This window comes from Geoalkalibacter sp. (genome assembly GCF_030604225.1).
GTDB lineage: Bacteria > Desulfobacterota > Desulfuromonadia > Desulfuromonadales > Geoalkalibacteraceae > Geoalkalibacter.
Map to the genome: position 1 here is coordinate 1 of NZ_JAUVWH010000011.1, position 20,589 is coordinate 20,589.

The 20,589-nt window shown below is 63.2% G+C and carries 23 protein-coding genes; 7 read left to right on the forward strand and 16 right to left on the reverse strand.

Going from position 1 to position 20,589, the window contains the following annotated elements; genetic code table 11:
- The 14 genes from QAT43_RS02570 to QAT43_RS02635 form a co-directional block, all read right to left on the reverse strand.
- A partial coding sequence (locus QAT43_RS02570) for a pilus assembly protein TadG-related protein (RefSeq protein ID WP_305041470.1) occupies positions 1-185 on the reverse strand: 185 nt, incomplete at its 3' end.
- Complete coding sequence (locus tag QAT43_RS02575; protein WP_305041471.1) at positions 178-648, reverse strand: TadE/TadG family type IV pilus assembly protein; 471 nt, start codon at positions 646-648, stop codon at positions 178-180. The genes QAT43_RS02570 and QAT43_RS02575, both read right to left, overlap by 8 nt.
- Positions 649-668: 20 nt before the next feature.
- On the reverse strand, positions 669-941 hold the full coding sequence (locus QAT43_RS02580) for a hypothetical protein (RefSeq protein WP_305041472.1): 273 nt from the start codon (positions 939-941) through the stop codon (positions 669-671).
- Positions 938-2,503 carry a type II and III secretion system protein family protein gene (locus QAT43_RS02585; protein WP_305041473.1) on the reverse strand — a complete coding sequence of 522 codons (1,566 nt, stop codon included), beginning with the start codon at positions 2,501-2,503 and terminating at the stop codon, positions 938-940. Before QAT43_RS02585 ends, QAT43_RS02580 begins: the two co-directional genes overlap by 4 nt.
- Positions 2,504-2,553: 50 nt before the next feature.
- The gene (cpaB, locus tag QAT43_RS02590) at positions 2,554-3,402 is read right to left on the reverse strand and encodes a Flp pilus assembly protein CpaB (RefSeq protein WP_305041474.1); all 849 of its coding nucleotides are present in this window, start codon (positions 3,400-3,402) and stop codon (positions 2,554-2,556) included.
- Positions 3,403-3,433: 31 nt separating this feature from the next.
- Positions 3,434-4,042, reverse strand: coding sequence for a prepilin peptidase (locus tag QAT43_RS02595; RefSeq protein ID WP_305041475.1), 609 nt, complete (start codon positions 4,040-4,042; stop codon positions 3,434-3,436).
- 31 nt (positions 4,043-4,073) lie between these two features.
- Positions 4,074-4,262, reverse strand: coding sequence for a Flp family type IVb pilin (locus QAT43_RS02600; RefSeq protein WP_305041476.1), 189 nt, complete (start codon positions 4,260-4,262; stop codon positions 4,074-4,076).
- A gap of 88 nt (positions 4,263-4,350) precedes the next feature.
- On the reverse strand, positions 4,351-4,743 hold the full coding sequence (locus QAT43_RS02605; protein WP_305041477.1) for a hypothetical protein: 393 nt from the start codon (positions 4,741-4,743) through the stop codon (positions 4,351-4,353).
- A gap of 357 nt (positions 4,744-5,100) precedes the next feature.
- Positions 5,101-6,399: a sigma-54 interaction domain-containing protein gene (locus tag QAT43_RS02610; protein ID WP_305041478.1), complete on the reverse strand. Its 1,299-nt coding sequence runs from the start codon at positions 6,397-6,399 to the stop codon at positions 5,101-5,103.
- 704 nt (positions 6,400-7,103) lie between these two features.
- Entirely contained in the window at positions 7,104-7,529 is a 426-nt protein-coding gene (locus tag QAT43_RS02615; protein WP_305041479.1) for a universal stress protein, read from the reverse strand.
- A 15-nt stretch (positions 7,530-7,544) separates the two neighbouring features.
- Positions 7,545-8,840 carry a TRAP transporter large permease gene (locus tag QAT43_RS02620; protein WP_305041480.1) on the reverse strand — a complete coding sequence of 432 codons (1,296 nt, stop codon included), beginning with the start codon at positions 8,838-8,840 and terminating at the stop codon, positions 7,545-7,547.
- Positions 8,841-8,846: 6 nt separating this feature from the next.
- Positions 8,847-9,344 (reverse strand): TRAP transporter small permease, encoded by a 498-nt coding sequence (locus QAT43_RS02625; RefSeq protein WP_305041481.1) that lies wholly within the window; start codon positions 9,342-9,344, stop codon positions 8,847-8,849.
- Positions 9,345-9,417: 73 nt separating this feature from the next.
- Positions 9,418-10,455 carry a TRAP transporter substrate-binding protein gene (locus QAT43_RS02630; protein ID WP_305041482.1) on the reverse strand — a complete coding sequence of 346 codons (1,038 nt, stop codon included), beginning with the start codon at positions 10,453-10,455 and terminating at the stop codon, positions 9,418-9,420.
- Between the two features lie 101 nt (positions 10,456-10,556).
- Positions 10,557-11,600, reverse strand: coding sequence for a TRAP transporter substrate-binding protein (locus QAT43_RS02635; RefSeq protein WP_305041483.1), 1,044 nt, complete (start codon positions 11,598-11,600; stop codon positions 10,557-10,559).
- Positions 11,601-11,786: 186 nt separating this feature from the next.
- Here QAT43_RS02635 and QAT43_RS02640 point away from each other — a divergent pair, with 186 nt between their 5' ends.
- Positions 11,787-11,975 (forward strand): YgaP family membrane protein, encoded by a 189-nt coding sequence (locus QAT43_RS02640; protein ID WP_305041484.1) that lies wholly within the window; start codon positions 11,787-11,789, stop codon positions 11,973-11,975.
- Here the strand turns inward: QAT43_RS02640 and QAT43_RS02645 are convergent, their stop codons facing one another.
- Positions 11,976-13,658 carry a methyl-accepting chemotaxis protein gene (locus QAT43_RS02645; RefSeq protein WP_305041485.1) on the reverse strand — a complete coding sequence of 561 codons (1,683 nt, stop codon included), beginning with the start codon at positions 13,656-13,658 and terminating at the stop codon, positions 11,976-11,978. It lies immediately after the preceding gene.
- A 140-nt stretch (positions 13,659-13,798) separates the two neighbouring features.
- On the opposite strand from QAT43_RS02645, the gene QAT43_RS02650 reads away from it, so the two are divergent.
- Together QAT43_RS02650 and QAT43_RS02655 are read left to right on the forward strand one after the other, a co-directional pair.
- On the forward strand, positions 13,799-14,587 hold the full coding sequence (locus QAT43_RS02650) for a TatD family hydrolase (protein WP_305041486.1): 789 nt from the start codon (positions 13,799-13,801) through the stop codon (positions 14,585-14,587).
- 125 nt (positions 14,588-14,712) lie between these two features.
- Positions 14,713-15,498 (forward strand): tRNA threonylcarbamoyladenosine dehydratase, encoded by a 786-nt coding sequence (locus QAT43_RS02655; protein ID WP_305041487.1) that lies wholly within the window; start codon positions 14,713-14,715, stop codon positions 15,496-15,498.
- A 76-nt stretch (positions 15,499-15,574) separates the two neighbouring features.
- Here QAT43_RS02655 and QAT43_RS02660 read toward each other — a convergent pair whose 3' ends face one another.
- The gene (locus tag QAT43_RS02660) at positions 15,575-15,793 is read right to left on the reverse strand and encodes a dodecin (RefSeq protein WP_305041488.1); all 219 of its coding nucleotides are present in this window, start codon (positions 15,791-15,793) and stop codon (positions 15,575-15,577) included.
- A gap of 193 nt (positions 15,794-15,986) precedes the next feature.
- On the opposite strand from QAT43_RS02660, the gene QAT43_RS02665 reads away from it, so the two are divergent.
- From QAT43_RS02665 to QAT43_RS02680, 4 genes are all read left to right on the forward strand, one after another.
- Positions 15,987-16,484: a ferritin-like domain-containing protein gene (locus QAT43_RS02665; RefSeq protein WP_305041489.1), complete on the forward strand. Its 498-nt coding sequence runs from the start codon at positions 15,987-15,989 to the stop codon at positions 16,482-16,484.
- Between the two features lie 97 nt (positions 16,485-16,581).
- Entirely contained in the window at positions 16,582-17,277 is a 696-nt protein-coding gene (radC, locus tag QAT43_RS02670; protein ID WP_305041490.1) for a RadC family protein, read from the forward strand.
- A 116-nt stretch (positions 17,278-17,393) separates the two neighbouring features.
- Positions 17,394-18,131: a DsbC family protein gene (locus QAT43_RS02675; protein ID WP_305041491.1), complete on the forward strand. Its 738-nt coding sequence runs from the start codon at positions 17,394-17,396 to the stop codon at positions 18,129-18,131.
- Positions 18,132-18,205: 74 nt separating this feature from the next.
- Complete coding sequence (locus QAT43_RS02680; protein ID WP_305041492.1) at positions 18,206-20,581, forward strand: peptidase U32 family protein; 2,376 nt, start codon at positions 18,206-18,208, stop codon at positions 20,579-20,581.
- The last annotated feature ends 8 nt before the right edge of the window (positions 20,582-20,589 follow it).

Consider the following 20,589-nt stretch of genomic DNA (forward strand, 5'->3'; position numbering starts at 1 on the left):
AGTTGCCGCGCGCCGGCCAGGGCCGCGGCGTCGGCGGCGTTCTGCAATTCGCTGCGCGTGGCGTAGAGATAGCCGACATCCACGACCAGGGCGACCATTCCGATCAAAAACATGAGCAGCACCGCCACGAGAACGGCGACGGCGCCCTTCTCCCCGACCCGATAAGGTTTAGCGGACTTATTCATAGCGCATCACCGTTGTCGCACTGAGAGTCAGAATATTCGACCTGGCGTCACTGGAAAAAAGCTTCCCTAGGTTCGGCAGAAGCAAGAATTGATAGGGGTAATCGACCCTGACGGACAGATAGTCCAAGGGGCCTGAGTTGGTCGCGTTGGGGCAAATTTCCGTCCCTGGGGCGTCCTTGTCCATGCTGCAGACCTTGATGACAGGCAGGGTTTCCGTGCTCGAAAACGAGACCAGTTTCTGACTGATGTAAGTGTTGATCTCATTTTTTATCTGCGTTTCCGATGCTCGCGGGCTTCCCGAGACAATGCCAAACCTCGCCCCTTCGCGGCTGGCGTTGGTGAGCACCTGTTTGTTGTAGAAGATGAAGCCGTACTCGACAATGCCGAACAAAATCAGTACCAGCAGCGGCAAAACCACCGCGAATTCAACGGCCGCGCCACCTTTTTCGTTCCCGAGTCTCATACCTTCACCTCTCGGCGTTCCTACTTCCCGATGATCCCCAACTGAAACACCTCGCGCCGGGTCGGCTCCTTGGCGAAGGACTTGTGATAGACACCCATGGCCGGTTCGGCGTGAATGCCCTCCAACCCCTCGGGTTGTGCCTCGGCATAGGGAGCGTGAGGATAGGCGATCATCTTGTCCCAGCTTTCCATCTGCGCCTTGCCGAATTCGCGATCCAGGACATAGGCCTCTTCCTTCATGGCGCAGCCCGCGCCAAACGCCAGCACCAGTGCGACAACGATCAATTTCTTCATTGGGATGTCTCCTTCCGCGTCGCCATGGGCTGATAACCGAACGACCCCTCCAGCCCACCGCGGCGTGCCGCCGACACGGGCGGCAGAAAACCGTGGCGGCTCAGGTCCGAGGGCTGATCCGGCGCGCGCCGGCCTTCCAGGCGTCCCTCGAGATAGAATTCAAAGGCGTTGGGTGTTTGGAAATTCTCGCCGGGAAATTTCAACTCGCCTTCCTTGACGGGCTTGACCAGATGGGGCGTCACGGCGATGAGCAGGTCGGTCTTCTGCTGCTGGTACGAAGTGCTGCGGAACAACTGCCCAAGAATCGGGATGTCGCCCAGACCCGGAACCTTTCTCACCTGCTCGCGCAGGTCGTCCTGCAGCAGGCCGGCCAGGGCCAGGGTCTGGCCGTCGTAGAGTTCGACGGTGGTGTCGAGCTTGCGCGTCGCCAGGTTGGGCACGATGAAATTGGTGCCGACGATGCCCGCCGGAATGCTGCTGGTCGAGGCGATCTGGCTGACGCTGGGCGCCACGCGCAGGCTGATCTTGCCGTCGGCGAGCACGATGGGCGTGAAGCGCAGGGCGACGCCGAATTCCTTGAACTCGATGGAGATTTCGTTGAGTCCCGAGGACACGGGAATGGGGAACTCGCCCCCGGCGAGAAAGCTCGCCTCCTTGCCGCTCTGGGTCACCAGACGCGGCTCGGCGAGAATGCGGGCCAGGCCCTCGGTTTCAAGAAGGTTGAGGGCCAGCTTGAAGTTGTCGATTTGCACGAACATGTTGGCCGCGTTGCCGGCGAAATTGACCAACAGAGAGCTGGGGTTCTGGATCAGCCCGTCGATGGCGCCCTCAAAAATGCCCGACTGGAAAGGCGCGCTTGGAAAGTTCGCATTGATGAAGGCGTTTTCAATGGGCGTGAAAACATTACCGACCCCGAAAGCCCCCTGAAAATCGTTCCCCAGCCCTTCCAGGCCGAATCCCGCCTGCAAATCCTTACCGGAGCTGCGCGTCACCTCGGCGAACTTCACTTCGAGGAGCACCTGCTGCACGCCGCCGACGCGCAGCAGATTGGTGATGCCGCCGCCGGAAACGCCCGTGCCGGCGGCGCCGTCATCCACTTCGGCGAGGGCGGGCATGAAGGTACGCGTCAGGCGCAGCACCTGCTCCACCACCTCGGGTCCCGACACCGTGCCGCTCAGCACCACGCCGGTTTCCGAGCCGTGCACCTGGATCTCCTCGTTGGGAAACAACTGATGGATCTTTTCCTTGAGAGCAACGAGATCCAGGGCCACCACCACGTCGAGCACCACCTTGTCGCGCCCCTCTTCCCAGAGGATCACCGTGGTGTAGCCGGGATTCTTGCCGTAGGCGTAAAGCTCGCGCGGCGAGATGATGACCACGTCGGCGATGTCGGGGTTGACCACCGAGGCGCGCTTGACCGGCGCCGCCGTGTCGATGAACCCGGTGCCGCCGATCTTGAGATTGAGGGTGCGGCGCGGCGTGCCGTCGGCCCAGGCTGGGCCCAGGCCGAGCAGCAGCACCAGGCCGAGCAGCGCGATGCGAAGAAAGAAGCGGAAATCCATGCCTTGCCCTCCGATAACATGAGAATGGAACGCGTTGCGCCGAACAGCCCTCAGATTTTTTCCTCGGATTCGACGTTCTTGAACTTGATTTCCTCGGCGTCCGAGCGCCGGATCACCTCGACGGCAAAGGGCGGCGCCTTGGGCGGCTGAGGCGCCCTGGGGCGCGGCCGATACACCTGGGCGGGGGGCGCCTCGACCTGGGCCACTTGGGGCGCGAGCTGGGGCGCGACCTCGTCGAGGGGATTGCGCAACGCCAGCTGCACGCTGCCCTGGCTGGTCTGCAAGGCCAGCTTTTCGGCCTGCTCGGGGCTCAGCTTCAGAGTCACGGTCTTGACGACCTTGGGCTTGCCGTCCTCATTGGTGGTTTCCTGGGCGATGGCCAGCACCTCGATACGCTCCAGCAGGGTGCGCGCCTTGACGGCCTTGTTGCCCTGGTCGTCGATGGCAATGACGTCGACGTAGGTATTGGGCAGAATGAAGCCGCCCACGCCGATGACCTCATCGACGCGGATGGCCATGGCCCGATGGCCCGGCGCGATGGCGGCCACCAGCCCGGGACCCGAACCGGGCGCGGCCAGATCGGCGGCCAGGACCGGATGACCGGCGCGCAGCCGCGCCACGGCCACGCGCCCTTCGCAGGCGGCGACGTCGCTGAACGATCCCTGGGGCACGCCGCCCCGGGGCCAGTCCGCGAGGGTCAGGTTGGCCGCGCTCAGGGGTGTGCCCACTTCGAGATCGCGCGCGGCGATGACCACTCTGGCCGTGGGAACGGCCTCCTGCTGTATGACCGCCACCTCGGGCGGGGTCTGCCGGGACAGCCAGCGATTGGCCAGCACCACGGCGAAGAGCCCGGAAAGAATGGCCACGGACAGGGCTAGAACGGCGCCGTACTTCTTCATGGCGTGCCTCCAAAATTACGTGGGATGAAACTCACAAGGATTTGAGCAGGGTAAAGATGCTGCCCCACTGCACGTAACTGAAAAAACCAAAGGCGATGGCCGAGGCGTAGGGAAAACGCAGCTTCTCCGTCGTCGCGGGCCGCAGCACCTCGACGTCCCGGGTGCCGGCGAAGGCCATCAGTGCGCGCCCCGCTCCAGCGGCCTTCTCTAAAAAATTCCGAGAAAACAGATAATGCAGAATGGAAAAGAGCCCACCGAAGAGGGCAATGTAAAGAAACACCTGCACAATGGTCACTGGCCCTAGCAGGGCGCCCAGAGCGGCAAGGGCCTTGACGTCCCCGCCGCCCATGAGATAGGGGATCAGGAGCAGGGAAAAACCGACGATACAACCGACGAGCGCTGTACCAAATCCTGCCAACCCAGCGACCCAGAGATTATAAATTGCGCCCGCCCCAAAAAGAATTAAGTTGAGAATGTTTGGTATTTTCGAGAAGAACGTGTCAATGAAACAAGCAGCTGCAAGATAATAGGCAGGGACTACCAATAAAAAAGCCGTGTTCTCTAAAGCAAGAAGCAGTGAAATGGCAACGCCTGCAAATCCAATTAAGAGGCTAGAAAAATTAATATGCAAAATCGCCATTTCACTGCGTCCTTAGCCATGAATTTTCAGACTAGCCACCTGCCGGGGGAGCGCCTGCCGGGAGCGCTTTTTCAACAGCATCAAAGGCATCATTCAATTTCGGACCGATCAAAAGAATAGTGGCAACACAAACAGCAATAATCCCAGCCACCAACACACCATACTCAACCGCCGACGCACCTTCCTCATCCTTCCACAGTTGCTTCATTTTCTCGATCATGACAGTCTCCTTTGTCGTTTTCGGATGGAACCCCTCCACCCCAGGTTTGTATTGGTACCCCGCAAGCCCTCCTCACGGGAACCTTGGTTCATGCCCCTCCGGGCAGGAATGCTGCATTTGTCATCCCGACCGCGCCGAAAACGGGATCCGTGGCGAAGGCCCGGGAGAGCAGTTGCTCGGGGGTCGTGGCGTCGTCGGGATAGACGGCCAGGCCGAGCTCAAACCGCTCGCTCTTGATGCTGCACAGAAACAGCAGGCGCTTTCTGACGGTCCGGGCGCCGACCAGATCGGTTTCCGGCAAAAGTATCCCCACCCTCTGCACGGAGGCCTCCCAAGAGGGCAGCGCCAGGGCGTAATCGGACGTCCGCAGTTCGGCGCGGATCTCGGCGGCCATATCCACCGCGTGCAATCCGGCTATGGCCAGGCCGAACACGGAGAAAAACCGGTTGTGCCGCTCGCTGCGCTCTTTTTCGTAGGCCAACAGGTCCCGAAAATTCCAGTACCGGCAGTCCTGTCGTTCTATGGGGAATTTCCGTCGGCACGGCGGCATGGGTACCTGAAATCCATCAAGGGTTTGATCTCATCGGCGTCGGCTTTCATGAATAGCAACGCCCGTGCCCAGACGCTCCACTCCTACAAAAAATCCACAAGATATTGTTATGACTACATTTTTCGATGCGCCGCGAAATGTCTTAGCCTGGCGTTCCTGCACGACTTCTTGTGACAGATGACAACCCTGGCATGACAGGCGTGTCACAGTGGGGGCGCAGCGCGGGCAAAAAAAAACGCCTCACTCCGAGGAGCAAGGCGCGGCGAAATAAGACGGACTTGAGGAGATTCAGGCTTGGGGCGTGGAGTGCGGCAGGGCGGCCTCGGGGTATTGCTCGAGTTTTCTGAGCAAGGTGCGGTAGGAGATCCCGAGCTGAACGGCGGCGCGGGTTCGGTTTTGACCGCACATGTCCAGGGCCTTGATGATCAGCGCCTGCTCGATGCGCGCGGTGAGGCTGGTGGTGATCTCGGGCAGGGAACTCGCGCCGAGATCGAGATCGGCGCCCAGGCCCACGGCCTGAAGGACGGCGGTCATGGCCGGCGTGGGCGGGGCGGGCGCCTCCACCGGGCCGATGAATTTACCCATCAGGGCCGTCTGCTTCATGTAATTTTCCAGCTCGCGAACGTTGCCCGGCCAGGAGTAGTTGCCGAGGATCTCGAGATCTGCGGCGCCAAGGGTCCGGCTGGGACGCCCGAACTGCTCACCGTAGGTCGTGAGGAAATAATTGGCGAGGAGCATCAGGTCTTCCCGGCGCTCGCGCAGGGGCGGCAGGTGGATGGGCATTTCGCAGAGGCGATAGAAGAGGTCGCGGCGGAAGCTGCCCTCACGCACCGCTTGTTCCAGATCGCGGTTGGTGGTGGCGATGATGCCGGCCTTGACCGGCACGGGCTTGGAGCCGCCGACGGGGATGAACTGCTTGTCTTCCAGGACGCTTAGGAGCTTGGCCTGGAGATGGGGGTGGATTTCCGAAATCTCGTCGAGGAGGATGGTCCCCTCGCCGGCCAGACGGAAATAACCCGGCGCCGAAGCCTTGGCATCGGTGAAGGCGCCCTTTTCATGGCCAAAGAGTTCGCTTTCGAACAAGGAATCGGGAATGCTCGGACAGTTGACGCGAATGAAGGGATGCTGCGCGCCGCGACAGACCTCATGGATCAGCTTGGCGAGAACGTTCTTCCCGGTGCCGGTTTCCCCGCGAATGAGAATATTGAGGCCGGACCGGCAGACCTGGTTGAGCAGAAACTTGATTTCGAGAATGGCGGGAGAGACGCCGACCATGGGCGGCCCGCAGAGCAGCAGGGTTTTTTCTTCCAGCTCGACGCCGAGGGTCTGGCAGCCCTGGCGCAAGGCCTTGCGACGGATGGTGCCGATGCCGAGTTCATAGGTCTTGTTCGCGCCGAAGGACAGGCTCAAGAAGAGCTGCCGGGCGGAACCCAGGTCGACCCCCTCGGGAAGCTTGAGGAGCAACCCCGCCGGACTGGCATTGAGAAGCTGGGCGGGAAAGCATTCCGCCCGGTTCTCGACAGGACTTACAAAAAGCGGCAGGCGCAAGGCCTCCCTGCGGTGGCAGCGTCGGTCATCCTGATTCATGGCAACCCCCTCGGGCCCGAACGAATGCGCTCAAGAAACACGAAGATTAGATAATTCTATACTCGCCGGACCGCAAAGCGCAACTAAAAATTAAATTTCACTTAATTTTGACGACCTTACTTTCTTGCGTCCTCCCGGAAACCGATGCTCATTCAACAGTTTTGCCAGGGCGGAGGACTGGGGTACTCATTCCCTGGATCAACGCAACCTGCCCACGCACATACCGCCCAAAAGTCAACTCAAAATGCAATCATATCAGGGATATACGAGGGAAAGGGACACGCTTTTCATAAAAAATAAAAAACATTATAAAATCTTTTATTAGAGCTTTTACGGATTATGTCAAAAAATTTTTGATGAACTGTAAGGCTGTCCGACACAAATTGTCGAAAAATTTTACAGTGACGTGCGTTGTTCCGAAAAAACGGCCCGCCACCCTTGGCGAGCCGGTCTCAAATCAATTCACCGATCTTTCGCATCCTCTTCCGCTTTTTTCTTGTCCCTCCCGCCGGGAGAGCAGCTGTCGGCGATTCAGGTCGACACGCCGAGGCGCGGCAGAATCCAGCGGTTGAGCACGAACCAGACGGCGAGGACACCGAGTAGAATCCAGAGGTCACCCATGAGCTTCTCCTTTCGCTTTTCATGCGAATATATCTATTTTTGCATGAACAATCAAGAGCGCGGCTGACCCTTGGGGAACCTGATCAGATGAGCAGCACGGGGCAGCGCACCTGATGGACGACGTAATTGGCCACGGAGCCGAACAGCACGTCGCGGATTTCGCCCATGTGGCCGCGGCCGATGACCAGCAGCTGGAAATTCTCGCTGTTGGCGATGCGTGGAATGAGCTCGCGGGGATTGCCCAGTTCCAGGCGCGGCACCACCTGAAGACCGGCGGCGGCGAGGCGCTCCTGGGTTTTTTGCAGGAACTGCTCACCGGTGGCGCGGGCACGCTCTCGCACCATGTCCATCTGGAAATCGGGGATCATGCGGTAGGCGAGTTTGTCGATGCTCACCACGTGCAGCAGGGTCAGGGGCGGGGAAAAGCGCTCGCGGTTGGCCAGCACGTAATCCAGGGTGCGCTTGGAGGTCTCCGAATCGTCGAGGGGCAGCAGGATCTTGAGTTCCATGGACATCCTCCTGAATCAGCCGCCGTAGCCGTAGAACCAGCGCGGCAGCAGCAGCACGGCGTCGGGCCAGAAGGTCAGCAGCAGCAAAATCGCGAGCTGAATGAGCACGAATGGCAGCACCGCGCGCGACACGTAGAGCACGCCCTTGTCGACCATGGCGCCGGAGATGTAGAGACTCACCCCGAGGGGCGGCGTGCAGTAGCCGATGCCGAGATTGATGGTCATGAGCAGGCCGAAATGCAGGGTGTCGACGCCAAACTGCTTGAGCAGGGGCAGAAAGATGGGGGTGAGGATGAGGGTGGCGGAGATGATGTCCATGAACATGCCGATGACCAGCAAGAGCACGTTCACCGCCAACAGAAACACCCATTGGGACTGGATGTTGGACACCACGGCGTCGGCGATCTTGGTGGGAATCTGCTCGAAGGTCAGATATTCGCCGAACACCGAGGCCCCGGCGACGATCACCAGCAGGGTGGCCGAGGTCACCGCCGAGGACACCACCACCTTCTTCACGTCGCTAAATTTCATGTCGCGGTGGATCACCAACTCGACGAAGAAAGCATAGAAGCAGGCCACCACCGCCGCCTCGTTGGCGGTGAAAAAGCCCGAGTAGATCCCGCCGAAGATCAGCACCGGAAGCAGCAGGGCCCAGATGCTTTCGCGCAGCACCGCCGCGACCTCGCGCAGGGTGGGCTTGGGCTGCGTCGGCACGCCCTGGCGGCGGCAGACCAGCCAGGCGTAGAGGGACATGGCGCCCATGATCATGAACCCCGGAAGAAAGCCGGTGAGAAACAGGGCTTCGAGGGAGTCATTGGTGACCATGGCGTAGAGGATCATGGCGATGGACGGCGGAATGATCACGCCGAGAATCGGCGCGGTGGTCATGACGCCGACGCTGAAGCGCTCCTGGTAGCCGTGCTGCACCAGGGCCGGAATCATGAAGCCGCCGATGGCCACCACCGTGGCCACGGTGGAGCCGGAAATGGCGCCGAAGAAGCCGCAGGCGAGAATCCCCGCCATGGCCAGGCCGCCGGGCAGAAAGCCGACCAGCACGTTGGCGGTCTTGACCAGTTTCTGCACGATGGTGCCGGTGGTCATGATGTTGCCGCACAGCACGAAGAACAGCACCACGATGAGGGCGAACTTGTCCATGCTGCGGTAGAGCACTTCCACCGCCACCAAGGGGTCGATGCCGGCGATGACGCTCAGGCCGAACAGCCCGGTGAAAAACAGCGCCATGAACACCGGCACGGTGGCGGCGAGACAGCCGAGAAGCAGGGCGAGGATGATGAAGTGACTGGCTTCCATGGCGGCCTAATCCCCCGAGGGGCCTCCCTGCCAGTCTTCCACCATGACGATGAGGGTGCGGATGAACATGAGCACGCCGATCACCGGCAGCACCGCGTAGAATTTCCATTCGGGAATGCGCAGGGTGGAGGTCAGGGCGAATTCGTCGGCATGGACCATGGCGGTCATGCGCCAGCCGAGCCACACCATGAGCCCGGCGAAGAACAGCGCCGCCAGGTGGCTGAGCAGGGTCACGCCGCGCTTGAACAGGGGAAAGAGCTGCGGCAGGGCGTCGATGCGGATCAGGGAGCGGCTGCGCACCGCGGCGCTGGCGCCGACGTAGGTGGTGAAGAAGATCACCTTGCGCACCACTTCGTCGGACCAGAACAGGTTGACGTGGGTGAACTTGCGCAGAAACACGTTGGCCAGGGCGGCGACCAGGGCCAGCATCACGGCGATGAACAGGCTCCACTCCTCGACGAAGGCGAGGGTCTTATCGATGACTCGGGCGGTTTTTTTCCACATGGTCTTCGCAAAAAGAGGCCGGCGCCCGGGGGCGGCCGGCCTTTTTCAAATAAGGGGGAAAGATCGAAAGGGCTTAGTCGCCCAGGGTGGTGCGAACTTTTTCCAGATAGTCGGCGCCGATGCGCTCGCCCCACTTGGCCAGCACCGGCTCGGCCTGCTTGATCAGCTGGGCGCGGTCCTCGTCGGCCAGGGGATAGAACTCGACGCCGTTGGCCTTGGCGGCGTCAATCTGCTCATCCTGCTGACGGCGGGTATTAACGCGCGAGGCGGCGCTTTCCTCCGCGATGGTTTCAAGGAGCACCTGCTGCAGCTCGGGCGGCAGGCCGTCGAACCAGCGCTTGTTCATCAGGTGCACGAAGAGACCCTGGGCGTAGTTGACCTGGGTGAAGTGCTTGGCGATGTCGAACTTCTTGGTCAGGTTGCAGACGATGGGGGTGTGGTCGAGGCCGCTGATCACGCCGGTTTGCAGGGCTTGGGGCACGTCGGGCCAGGGCATGACGGTGAACTTCAAGCCCCAGGCGCGATAGATATCGGTATTGACCGGCGCCTCGGCGATACGGAAATTGACCCGCCCGGCATCGGCCAGGGTTTTGACCGGCGTGGTGGTGGCCCAGCCGTAGGGGCCGTAGCCGGTGATGTCGGTGACCATCACGCCTTGGCGCAGGGCGCTGTCGCGGAAGGGCTCCCAGAGCTCGGGAGTGGCGCGGAACTTGTCGAGCTTGTCGAAGGTATCGACCACATAGGGCAGATTGACCACGCCCAGCTGATCGGCAAGATTGGCGGCGGCCACCGAGGAGCAGAGCATGCCCTGCACCGCGCCGAGGCGCAGTTTCTGCAGCACGTCGCGCTCGCCGCCAAGCTGCGCCAGGGGGCGGAAATCGACGTAGAGCCGGCCGTTGGAGCGCTCCCACACCTTGTCGCGGATGCGGTAGCCGACGCCGATGCCGTCGATGCCGGGATGGGACACGTTGGAGAGAATGTAGGTGTACTTGGCCCCCGAGGGATCAAAGGCCGGCCGCCAGGCCGCCAGGGGATCGTCCTGCGCTTGACCCATGGCCGGCACCTGGGCCAGCATCATCACCGCCAAAACCGCTGCTGAAAACTTTTTCACCGTCGAACTCCTTTCCAAGGTCGCCTGATTGCTGACGGAAGTGCGCCTCAGAATAAAACAAACCGCGTTTTAAAAAAAGCGCAATTTTTTGCGTCGCGCCCTCAATCCCCCAACTGGGCACGGACTTTCTCGAAATAATCGCTGCCGATGCGCTCGGACCATTTCTCATAGACCGGCGCGGCCAACTCCTTGAGGCGCTCGCGGTCGGCGGCGGGGAAGTCCACGAAGGTCACCCCGGCTTCGCGGGCGCGGGCGGTTTCCTCCTCGATCTGGATGCGGCCCAGGCGCCGGGCCTCGGCGCTTTCCTCCTGAATGGTCTCCACCAGGATCTTTTGCAGATCCTCGGGCAGCTGCTCCAGCCAGCGGCGGTTGATCATGTGGATGTAGAGGCCCTGGGCGTAGCTGAGGGGGGTGAAATAGCGCGCCACGTCGAACTTGCGGGTGATGCTGCACACGATCAGCGTGTGATCGAGGCCGTCGATGACGCCGGTTTGCAGGGCCTGATGCACGTCGGGCCAGGGCATGACGGTGAACTTAAAACCCCAGGCGCGGTAGAGGTCGGTGTTGACCGGCGCTTCGGCGATGCGAAAGTTGACCTTGCCGGCATCGGGGAGGCTCGCCACCGGGGTGGTGGTGGCCCAGCCGTAGGGGCCGTAGCTGGTGAAATCCACCACGGTCACGCCCTGGGCGTGGGCGGCGCCGGCGAATTCGTCGAAGAGTGCGGGAGTGTTGCGGAATTTTTCGAGCTTTTCAAAGGTGTCGATGACAAAGGGCAGATTGACGATGCCCAGGCGCGGCGAGAGGTTGGCCGCCGCCACCGAGGAACACATCATGCCGTGCACCGCGCCGAGGCGCAGCTTCTGCAGCACGTCGCGCTCGCCGCCAAGCTGCGCCAGGGGGCGGAAATCGACATACAGCCGCCCTTCGGAACGCTCCCACACCTTGTCGCGAATGCGGTAGCCGACGCCGATGCCGGCGATGGCCGGGTGATCGATGTTGGACAGGAGGTAAGTGTACTGGGCACCGCTGGGATCGAAGGCGGGACGCCAGGCGGCCAGGGGATCGTCCTGGGCCGAGGCGCAGGGAACAAGCATCACGAGGGCGACGAGCAGGGACAGACCGATGAGTGCCGCGTTTTTCAGCATGATCAACTCCTTTGCCGACAGGCGGACGAGGGGAGAAAAAAGCCGGAATCACCGCAATTTCAAGGGGAAAACATAATGCCGAACGCGGGCGGGGTCAAGGCAATTCTGACGGCAATCCCAGGGGGGCCGGGCCTTGCCGATGGACGAGGGGGAGCTATAGTGTGGACTGTAACGAGGGAGGTGTCCATGACGGTCAATCGCTGGTTGCGCCTGATCGCCGGGGTTTTTATCCTGCTCAGCGTGCTGCTTGCGGCAAGCCACTCGCTTTATTGGCTGTGGCTTACCGCCTTCGTCGGCCTCAACCTGGCGCAGAGCGCCATAACCGACTGGTGTCCGATGATGACCCTGCTGCGGCGTCTCGGCGTGCCCGACTGATCAGGAACGTCGGAACTGCTCGGCCAGGCCCCGCAGGTCGTCGGTGAGGCGCTCCATCTCGCCGATGCCGCGGATGATGTCCTCGGCCTTGTCGGCGTTGCTGCGCAGACGCTTTTCGGAACGGGCGAAATGGCTCGACACACGCTGCGAGGCTTCCATCTGAAAACGCGTCGCCTCGGCGACGGCGCGCATCTGCGTCTCGCGCTCGTTGAGACTGCGGTCGAATTCGTGGTTGGCGTGCACCTGCTCCTCCATGCCCCGCACCATCTGGTCCGAGCCGCCGCGCATTTCCGCCACGCCCTGCTGAATGCGGGTGAGGTCGTGCTGCTGCTCCTGCATGGCGCGGGTGATGGACTTGACCGCGCTGAGGCTGCCGCCGGCCTGTTCAAGCAGGGATTGGGCGCGGGCATTCTGCTCGCCGGTGAGGCGCGCGATCTGCTCGGAGGCGTCGGCGGCCTCCACGGCGCTTTCGACGATCTTGCGCAGGGCGTCGCCGGTGGAGAGAGAGAGCTTCTTGCCCGTGGCGATGCGCTTGGCCGTGGCCTCGACGGCGCCGGTCACTTCCCGGGTGTCGCCGGAGATTTTCTTGACGATGAGATGGATGTCCTGGGCGCTGGCCGTGGTGCGGTCGGCGAGATCGCGAATCTCCTCGGCCACCACGGAAAAACCCTTGCCCTCCTCGCCGGCCTTGGCGGCGATGATGGCGGCGTTGAAGGCGAGCAGTTCCGTGTCGCTGACCAGTTCCTTGATGACCTCGATGATCTTGGCCACCTCGCCGGTCTGCGCCGACAACCGCTTCATCGCCTCGGTGGCGCGGCGGCTTTCCTCCTCGATGCGCTCCATCTCCTCGATGGAACTCTTGACCACCTCCAGCCCGCTGGCGGCGTCGCGCTTGACCCGCTCCGAGGCCTCGGCGCTGGAGGAGGCACCCCAGCGGATCTTCTCCAGGGAATCGCCAATGGTGTCGAGATCGCGGGTGGTGCCTTCCACCGCCCGGATGACTTCATCGGCCTGGCGGCGCACCTTGTCCACACTGGCGGTCATCTGCTCGGCGATGCGCGAGGTCTCCTGGAACTTGGCGCGGGTACGACTCATGGCGCCGGCCATTTCTTCGAGGGAGGCCGAAAGTTCGCGGGAAATGGAGGCCTCTTCCTGGGAGCGATGGGTGAGGCTGTCGAGCTGCTCCATCACTTCGCGCTGCTTTTCCTCCATGGCGGCCACATCCTTGCTCGTGCTGAGCGCCGCGGCCAGCCCTTCGCGGGCGCGATCGGCGAGGTAGCGCCCCGACTCGGCGAAGGAGCGCAAGCGCGGCAGCAGCTCATGGATGGTGTCGTAGGTGCCGCCCACCAGTTCCCGCACCCGCCCGACGGCCAATTCCATGGCGCGCATCAAGCCCTCGACGCTCTCCTCGGAAACCTCCATCTTGCCCGAGAGCCCTTGGAGAAGCTGCAATTGCAGGCGCAGCTGCTTTTTGAGGGTCGCGCGCACGTAAAAAAAACTCAGGGCGCCGACGACGTAGCCCATGGCCAGGCAGATCAGCCAGAAGGCCGCGGAAAACACCTCCGGGCCAAGCACCGGCCGCGCCAGGAAGGGAAAGATGACGCCGGCGCCGAGGCCGGTGAGGTGGGTGAAGAGAAAAACCTTGCGGATGTAGCTCAGATCCTGCGCGGACGAAGTGGTCATGGTCGGCAAACCCAGGCGAAAAGGTTGTTAGTCCTGATTAATTATCAGATTTTTTCTAGCATATTCAGTCGGGCAGCGCAAGAAGCAAGTGTGTTTTCGCTGCTTTTCGCCGTCCGAAAGGACGTGCTAGGATAAACCTCATGAACGGCGAGGCCCTTTTCTTCGATACCCATGCCCATCTCGATTGCCCGCCCCTGGTGCAGCGCCTCGCCGGGGAGCTGGCCGCCGCGCGGGCGGCGGGAGTGGGCCGCTTCCTGGTGCCCGGCGTCGCCCCGCAGGGCTGGCAACGGCTGCTGGAAACCGTGGACAGCGTGCCCGACGCCTGGGCCGCGCCCGGCATCCACCCCCTGGCGGCGCAGGACTGGAATTCATCCACCGTCGCCGCCCTCGCCGCCCTCCTCGATCATCCCAGGGTTGTGGCGGTGGGCGAAATCGGCCTCGACGCCCTTCTCGACGGACCATCCCCGGCCATCCAGGAGGTCGCCCTGCGAGGCCAGTTGCGCCTGGCGCGCGAGGCCGGCCTGCCGGTGCTGATTCACTGCCGTCGGGCCCAGGGGCGACTGCTGGACATCCTCCGCGAGGAACGGGCCGGAGAGCGGGGCGGGATTCTGCATGCCTTTTCCGGCAGCATCGAGACGGCGCGTCAAGCCATGGACCTGGGCTTCGCCATCGGCTTCGGCGGCACCCTCACCTACCCCAACGCGCGCCGCGCCCCCGAAGTGCTCAAGGCCCTGCCCGCCGCATGGGTCGTTCTGGAAACCGACGCCCCGGACATCGCGCCCCACCCCCATCGCGGCGAGGACAACCGCCCCGCCTGGCTCGCCCTGATCGCCGCCGAAGTCGCCCGCATCCGCAACTGGAGCCTGGAAGAAACCGCCCGCATCACCACGGAAAATGCCTGCCGGGTGCTGAAAATTACGCCGCCATGACTCCCTCTCCCTTCATGGGAGAGGGCTGGGGAGAGGGTGCCGCGCAAACGCCCCCCCCCTCTAAACCCTCCCACAAGGGGAGGGGAAGACATCCTATGACAAATAACCAAGGACAGCACCTAACCATGGACAACAAACTCGATCAACATCGCTTCTCCCGCATGGAACTGCTCGTCGGCAAGGATGGCCTGTCGCGCCTCGCCGCCGCCTCGGTGGCCGTGTTCGGCATCGGCGGGGTGGGCGGCTACGCCGCCGAGGCCCTGGCGCGCGCCGGAATCGGGCGCCTGACCCTCGTTGATTTCGACGAGATCTGCCTGACCAACGTCAACCGCCAGATTCACGCCCTCGACGGCACCATCGGCCGGCCCAAGGTTCAGGTCATGGCCGAGCGCTGCCGCGCCATCAATCCGCGCGTTTCCGTCGAGCCCCTGCAGGCCTTCTACGACGCCGCCGGCAGCGAGGATCTGCTGGGACGCGGCTACGACCAGGTGCTTGACTGCATTGACCACATCACCGCCAAGCTGCACCTCATCCAGAGCTGTCATGAGCGCGCCCTGCCCATCATCGCCTCCATGGGCGCGGCCAACAAGCTCGATCCCACCCAGATCAAGGTCGGCGACCTGTTCCACACGCAAAAATGCCGCCTGGCGCGCATCCTGCGCAAGAACCTGCGCAAGCGCGGCATCAGCAGCGGCGTCAAGGTGGTCTATTCCACGGAAGAATACCGCCCCCTGTCCCAGGATACGGTGGTCTGCGCCGAGAACTGCATCTGCCCCAACCGCCAGGACCAGCGCTGGAGCTGCACCGATCGGCGCGTGATCCTCGGCAGCTCGTCCTACATCCCACCGATCTTCGGCCTGACCATGGCCGGCGAGGTGATCCGCGCGCTGCTGGGCGAAGGGGTTCCGTAGGGGCGGACCGCGTCCGCCCTGGGCGCACGTCGGTGCGCCCCTACGACAGAAATGCCGGGCGCGGCATGCCGCACCCCTACTTGAGCTCGAAGGAGACCTTGAGGACCACTTGGTATTCGGTGACCTTGCCGTCGGGCCCCACATGGCCGCGCACCTCCTGCACCTCGAACCAGGAAATGCGCTCCAGGGACTTGCTCGCGCGGCTGACCGCAGCCTGAATGGCATCCTCGATGCTGTTGGGGGAAATGCCGATCACTTCGATTTTCTTGTAGATGCGTCCTTCTCCGTAGGTCATGGCGCGGCCTCCCGAAAATCAAGGGTTGGTGTATGTCGATAGATTATCAAGCCCCGGAGCGCTGTAAAGCATGGCGCCGGAGAATCGTCCCGTCGCGATTGACAGTGCGACCGCTATCGTTTACCTTTTTCACCTGTATACGGTGCCGACCCTTGGGGCACCGCCAAATTTCCCTTGGAGGAGGGCACCAAAAATGCCGCAGGAATTCAATTTGCAGGAAGCCGTCAAAATTGCCGTGCAGACCGAAAAAGACGTCATGGATTTCTACAACCGCGCCGCCTCGATCACCAAGCACGAGCGGGGCCGCAAGGTTTTCCAGCAGCTCGCCCAGGAAGAGCGAGAGCACTGCAGCCACTTTTTCAAGATCTACACCGGCGGCGACCTCGGCACCTTCGAACAGTTCATCCAGACCCCGCCGCGCAAGGAATCGGCCATGCTCCACACCCTGGAGAAGGCCCTCGACGAGAACGTGCACGAGCGGCGCGCCATGGAAATCGCCCTCAAGGAAGAGGAAGACCTCGCCCAGAATCTCGAGCAGACCGCCGCGAACATCGTCGACCCCGCGGTGCGCGCGGTGTTCGAGCGCATGGCCAAGGAAACCCGCGACCACTTCGCCGTGATCGAATCCGAATATGCCCACCTCATGGGCATGGTTCACGAAACCGACATCGACACCTTCGTGCGCGAGTAGTTTCGCAACAGCCTCCAGCCAAGCTCGACCAAGGACCGGCGCTCATCCGCCGGTCTTTGCTTTTATTCCATGCATTCCGATCATCGAGGGAGGGGAGATGTCCGACACCAGCCGGCGCATCAAGGATTGGCCGCAGGCCGAACGACCACGGGAAAAACTGCTCGACCGCGGACCGGAGTCGCTGAGCGACGCCGAACTGCTCGCCCTGGTGCTGCGCACCGGCGATGCCGCCACCCGCACCAGCGCCCTGGATCATGCTCGCCTGCTGCTGGCGCGTTTCGGCGGCCTGCGCCAACTGGCGACGGCAAGCATTACCGAGCTTTGCCAGATCAAGGGCATCGGCCCGGCCAAGGCGGCGGAATTGCAGGCCGTGTTCCAGATCGCGCGGCGCTTTGCCGATGCCCGCCTGCGCCCCGGCGATCGCTTCACCAGCTCCGAGGAGGTGTTTCGCTCCTTCCACGAGCGCCTGCGCGACCACAAGCGCGAGGTCTTCTACACCCTGCTCCTCGACAGCAAGAACCGCGTGATCCGCGAAGTACCCATCTCCGAAGGCAGCCTCACCGCCAGCATCGTCCATCCCCGCGAGGTGTTCGCGCCGGTCATCCGCGAATCGGCCTCGGCGGTGCTCTTCGTCCACAACCACCCCTCGGGCGACCCCACCCCCAGCCGCGAGGACATCGAGATCACCCGCCGCCTCAAGGACGTGGGCGAGCTGGTCGGCGTGCGCGTCCTCGATCACATCGTCGTCGGCAGCGACCGCTATGTGTCCTTCGCCGATCGGGGGTTGTTGTAAGGTCCGTGCAAGGGGGTTATTGGCGAAACGCGGCAAAGCTGGTATGATGGCCACTTGCGTGTCCAAAAACCGGCGGCGCATGCCGCCCCAGACGACTCCCTCCAGGAGAGCCTTTCATGAAGAACAACCTGATTGCGCTGGTGGTCCTGCTGATCGCGGCGATGGCCGTCCCGGCCCTGGCCCAGAGTTCCAAGCGCGGCGAGGAGGGCATCAACGCCGCCGCCGCGTCCCTGAAGATGACCTTTCCCCGCCTCGAATTCGACAGCATCCACCCCACCCCCATCGACGGCATGTACGAGGTGTTGAGCGGCGACCGCATCATCTATTTCGTGCCGCGCACCCAGCACCTGATCTACGGCGAGATCTGGGACGCCCAGGGACAGAGCCTGACCCGCGCGCGCCAGGCGCAGATCATGTCCGACCGCATCAAGGACTTGCCCCTCGACAAGGCGCTGAAAATCGGCAGCGGCAAGAACATCGTCATCGAGGTCACCGATCCCGACTGCCCCTTCTGCCGCAAGGGCAGCGAGTTTCTCGGCCAGCGCGACGACGTGACGCGCTACATCTTCTTCTACCCCCTGACCCGCATCCACCCCGAAGCCGAGGGCAAGGCGCGCTACGTCTTGTCGTCGAAGAACCCGGCCGACGCCTATGAGGACGTGATGCACGGCCGCTACGACGGCCGGCCCCTGCCCGAATTCGAGGACAACAAGCAGTTGGAGGCCCACCTGGAGATCGTCAACAAGCTCGGCGTGCGCGGCACGCCCAAGTTCTGGATCAACGGCACCTATCTTTCCGGCGCCGATCTGCAGGCCATGGAGCAGCTCCTGGGTGCGCCCGCCCAGAAACAGTAAGCTTTTGATTTTTGACTGAAAAACGGCCGGAGGGGCGGTGCGCGCCCATCCGGCTTTTTCGTTGCAGAGAGCCTATGACGACATCCGCCACCCCGGAACTGCTCGCCCCCGCCGGCAGCCTCGAAGCCTTTTTCGCCGCCATGGAAAACGGCGCCGATGCCGTCTATTGCGGCCTGCGCGAGTTTTCGGCGCGGGCCAAGGCGAAAAATTTCACCCTTGCCGACCTGGAGCGCATGCTCAATTACGCCCAGGGGCGCGGGCGTAAGATTTACGTCACCCTCAACACCCTGGTCAAGGAGCGGGAACTGCCGCAGCTGGTGGAAACCCTGGCGGCTCTGGAGGCGCTGCGGGTCGACGGCGTGATTTTACAGGATCTCGCCGTGTGGCGCCTGGCCCGTGGCCATTTTCCCGGCCTTGAACTGCATGCCTCGACGCAGATGACGGTGCACAATGCCGCCGGGGTACGGCAGTTGGAGCGCATGGGCTTTACCCGCGGGGTGCTGGCGCGCGAGCTGTCCCTGGAAGAAATCGCCGCCATCCGCCGCCAGACCCACCTGGAATTGGAGCACTTCGTCCACGGCGCCCTGTGCTTCAGCTTTTCCGGCCAGTGCTATTTTTCCTCCTGGCTGGGCGGCAAGAGCGGCAATCGCGGACGCTGCGCCCAACCCTGCCGCCGCCGCTACCGCTATCACAACCAGGATGGCTACTACCTCTCGCCCAACGACCTCTCGGCCATTGACCTGCTGCCCGAACTGGCCGCGGCCGGAGTGTGCAGCCTCAAGATCGAGGGGCGCATGAAGAGCGCCGAATACGTGGCCTCGGTGGTCGCGGCCTACCGCCTGGCCCTCGATGCCCCCGAGTCGGGACGCAAGGAGGCGGTGCGCGCCGCCAAGGACAAGCTCAAGCTGTCCTTCGGTCGCCTGCCGACGCGTGGCTTTTTGACCGGACCCCAGCCCACGGATATCGCCGTCCCCTCGGTGAAAGGCTCAACCGGCCGCTTCCTCGGCGAAATCCTGGCCGCGCGTGGCGCCGACATCAGTTTCAAGACCCGCGACCGGCTGCATGTCGGCGACCGCCTGCGGGTGCAGCCCCAATCGGACCAGGCTGGCACCGCCTTCACCGTCAAGACCTTGCTGGTGGGCGGGCGGCCGGCCAAGCTCGCCCCGCCCGAGGCCCAGGTGAGTCTCCCCACGCCCTTCGCCGGGCGCTTCCGCAAGGGCGACGCGGTCTTCAAGGTGTCCTCGGAACAGGCCTTCACCCTGAGTGATGCCGCCTGCCGGCGCCGGCTGGAGGCCGCCACGCCACGCGCCGAACGCATCAACCTGGACGTCGGCCTCGGGGAGGGGCGCCTGCAGCTGCGCGGCACCTGGCAGGACCTGATCCTGGAGCGCGACTTTGCCGTGGACACCTACGCCGCCGAGAGCAATCCCCTCTCCACGGACACGCTGCGCGAGGTGTTCGGCCGCGGCGGCGAGACGGCCCTGGAGCTTGGCGAGCTTAACGCCGCCGCGCTGCCGCCGGTGGTGATCCCACCCAAGCAGCTCAAGGAAATCCGCCGCGGCTTCTATCAGGAGTTCGCCCAGCTCATCGCCCGCCGACGTCTCGACACGCGCCGCGCCCACCAGCGCGAGGCCCTCGCCGAGCTGCTGCCGGCGGGCCCGCCGGCGCCCGCCGGCAAACCCCAGCTGAGCGTACTCATCGGCGACCCGCGCGAGGCGCACCTGCTCAGCGATCCCGACGTGGAGCGCCTGCTCATCCCCCTCACCCCGCGCCTGGCGCGCGGTCTCGTCCCCGTCGCCCGCAAGCTCGCCGCGCAGCGCGGACGCATCATCTGGGATCTGCCCTTCATCCTTTTCGAGGACGACTGGCTGAGCCTCCAGGATGCGATCCGCGCTCTTCACGAGCTCGGCTTTCGCGCCTTTCGCCTCAACAATCTCGGCCACTTCGAGCTCTTCGCCGGGCTGGAAAACCTCAACCTGCTCAGCGGCTACCGCCTGTTCTCCCTCAACACCCAGGCCCTGATCGCCTGGCGCGAACTGGGTCTGGCGGAACTCGGCCTCTACATCGAGGACGACCGCGACAACCTGACCGAGGTGCTGCGCCGCGATCCCGGCGTGCCCCTGAACCTCACGGTCCATGCCCAGGTACCGCTCATCACCTCACGCATCCGCCTCAAGGGGGTGCGCTCCGATCGCGCCCTGGTTTCCGATCGCGGGGAAAAATACGGCATCGATGAGCGCAGCGGCCTGACAGTGCTGGCGGCGGAACAGGATTTCTCCCTCCTCGGGCAGTTGCACGAGCTGCAACGCCTGGGCGCCGGGCGCTTTATCCTGGAGCTTGGCCATTGCGGGGCGTTCTCGCCGCGCGGCAAGCAGGTGCTGGCGGCGGCCAAGAGCGACCGGGCGCCGGCGGGCACCGCCAAGTTCAATTTCGAGATGGGGATGGAGTAAGGCGGGGC

Excerpts from the sequence above, each read along its gene's own strand:
- QAT43_RS02575 (WP_305041471.1), bottom strand. The coding sequence starts at position 648 with ATGAGACTCGGGAACGAAAAAGGTGGCGCGGCCGTTGAATTCGCGGTG.
- QAT43_RS02580 (WP_305041472.1), bottom strand. The coding sequence starts at position 941 with ATGAAGAAATTGATCGTTGTCGCACTGGTGCTGGCGTTTGGCGCGGGC.
- QAT43_RS02585 (WP_305041473.1), bottom strand. The coding sequence starts at position 2,503 with ATGGATTTCCGCTTCTTTCTTCGCATCGCGCTGCTCGGCCTGGTGCTG.
- cpaB (WP_305041474.1), bottom strand. The coding sequence starts at position 3,402 with ATGAAGAAGTACGGCGCCGTTCTAGCCCTGTCCGTGGCCATTCTTTCC.
- QAT43_RS02595 (WP_305041475.1), bottom strand. The coding sequence starts at position 4,042 with ATGGCGATTTTGCATATTAATTTTTCTAGCCTCTTAATTGGATTTGCA.
- QAT43_RS02600 (WP_305041476.1), bottom strand. The coding sequence starts at position 4,262 with ATGATCGAGAAAATGAAGCAACTGTGGAAGGATGAGGAAGGTGCGTCG.
- QAT43_RS02610 (WP_305041478.1), bottom strand. The coding sequence starts at position 6,399 with ATGAATCAGGATGACCGACGCTGCCACCGCAGGGAGGCCTTGCGCCTG.
- QAT43_RS02615 (WP_305041479.1), bottom strand. The coding sequence starts at position 7,529 with ATGGAACTCAAGATCCTGCTGCCCCTCGACGATTCGGAGACCTCCAAG.
- QAT43_RS02620 (WP_305041480.1), bottom strand. The coding sequence starts at position 8,840 with ATGGAAGCCAGTCACTTCATCATCCTCGCCCTGCTTCTCGGCTGTCTC.
- QAT43_RS02625 (WP_305041481.1), bottom strand. The coding sequence starts at position 9,344 with ATGTGGAAAAAAACCGCCCGAGTCATCGATAAGACCCTCGCCTTCGTC.
- QAT43_RS02635 (WP_305041483.1), bottom strand. The coding sequence starts at position 11,600 with ATGCTGAAAAACGCGGCACTCATCGGTCTGTCCCTGCTCGTCGCCCTC.
- QAT43_RS02640 (WP_305041484.1), top strand. The coding sequence starts at position 11,787 with ATGACGGTCAATCGCTGGTTGCGCCTGATCGCCGGGGTTTTTATCCTG.
- QAT43_RS02645 (WP_305041485.1), bottom strand. The coding sequence starts at position 13,658 with ATGACCACTTCGTCCGCGCAGGATCTGAGCTACATCCGCAAGGTTTTT.
- QAT43_RS02650 (WP_305041486.1), top strand. The coding sequence starts at position 13,799 with ATGAACGGCGAGGCCCTTTTCTTCGATACCCATGCCCATCTCGATTGC.
- QAT43_RS02655 (WP_305041487.1), top strand. The coding sequence starts at position 14,713 with ATGGACAACAAACTCGATCAACATCGCTTCTCCCGCATGGAACTGCTC.
- QAT43_RS02660 (WP_305041488.1), bottom strand. The coding sequence starts at position 15,793 with ATGACCTACGGAGAAGGACGCATCTACAAGAAAATCGAAGTGATCGGC.
- QAT43_RS02665 (WP_305041489.1), top strand. The coding sequence starts at position 15,987 with ATGCCGCAGGAATTCAATTTGCAGGAAGCCGTCAAAATTGCCGTGCAG.
- radC (WP_305041490.1), top strand. The coding sequence starts at position 16,582 with ATGTCCGACACCAGCCGGCGCATCAAGGATTGGCCGCAGGCCGAACGA.
- QAT43_RS02675 (WP_305041491.1), top strand. The coding sequence starts at position 17,394 with ATGAAGAACAACCTGATTGCGCTGGTGGTCCTGCTGATCGCGGCGATG.
- QAT43_RS02680 (WP_305041492.1), top strand. The coding sequence starts at position 18,206 with ATGACGACATCCGCCACCCCGGAACTGCTCGCCCCCGCCGGCAGCCTC.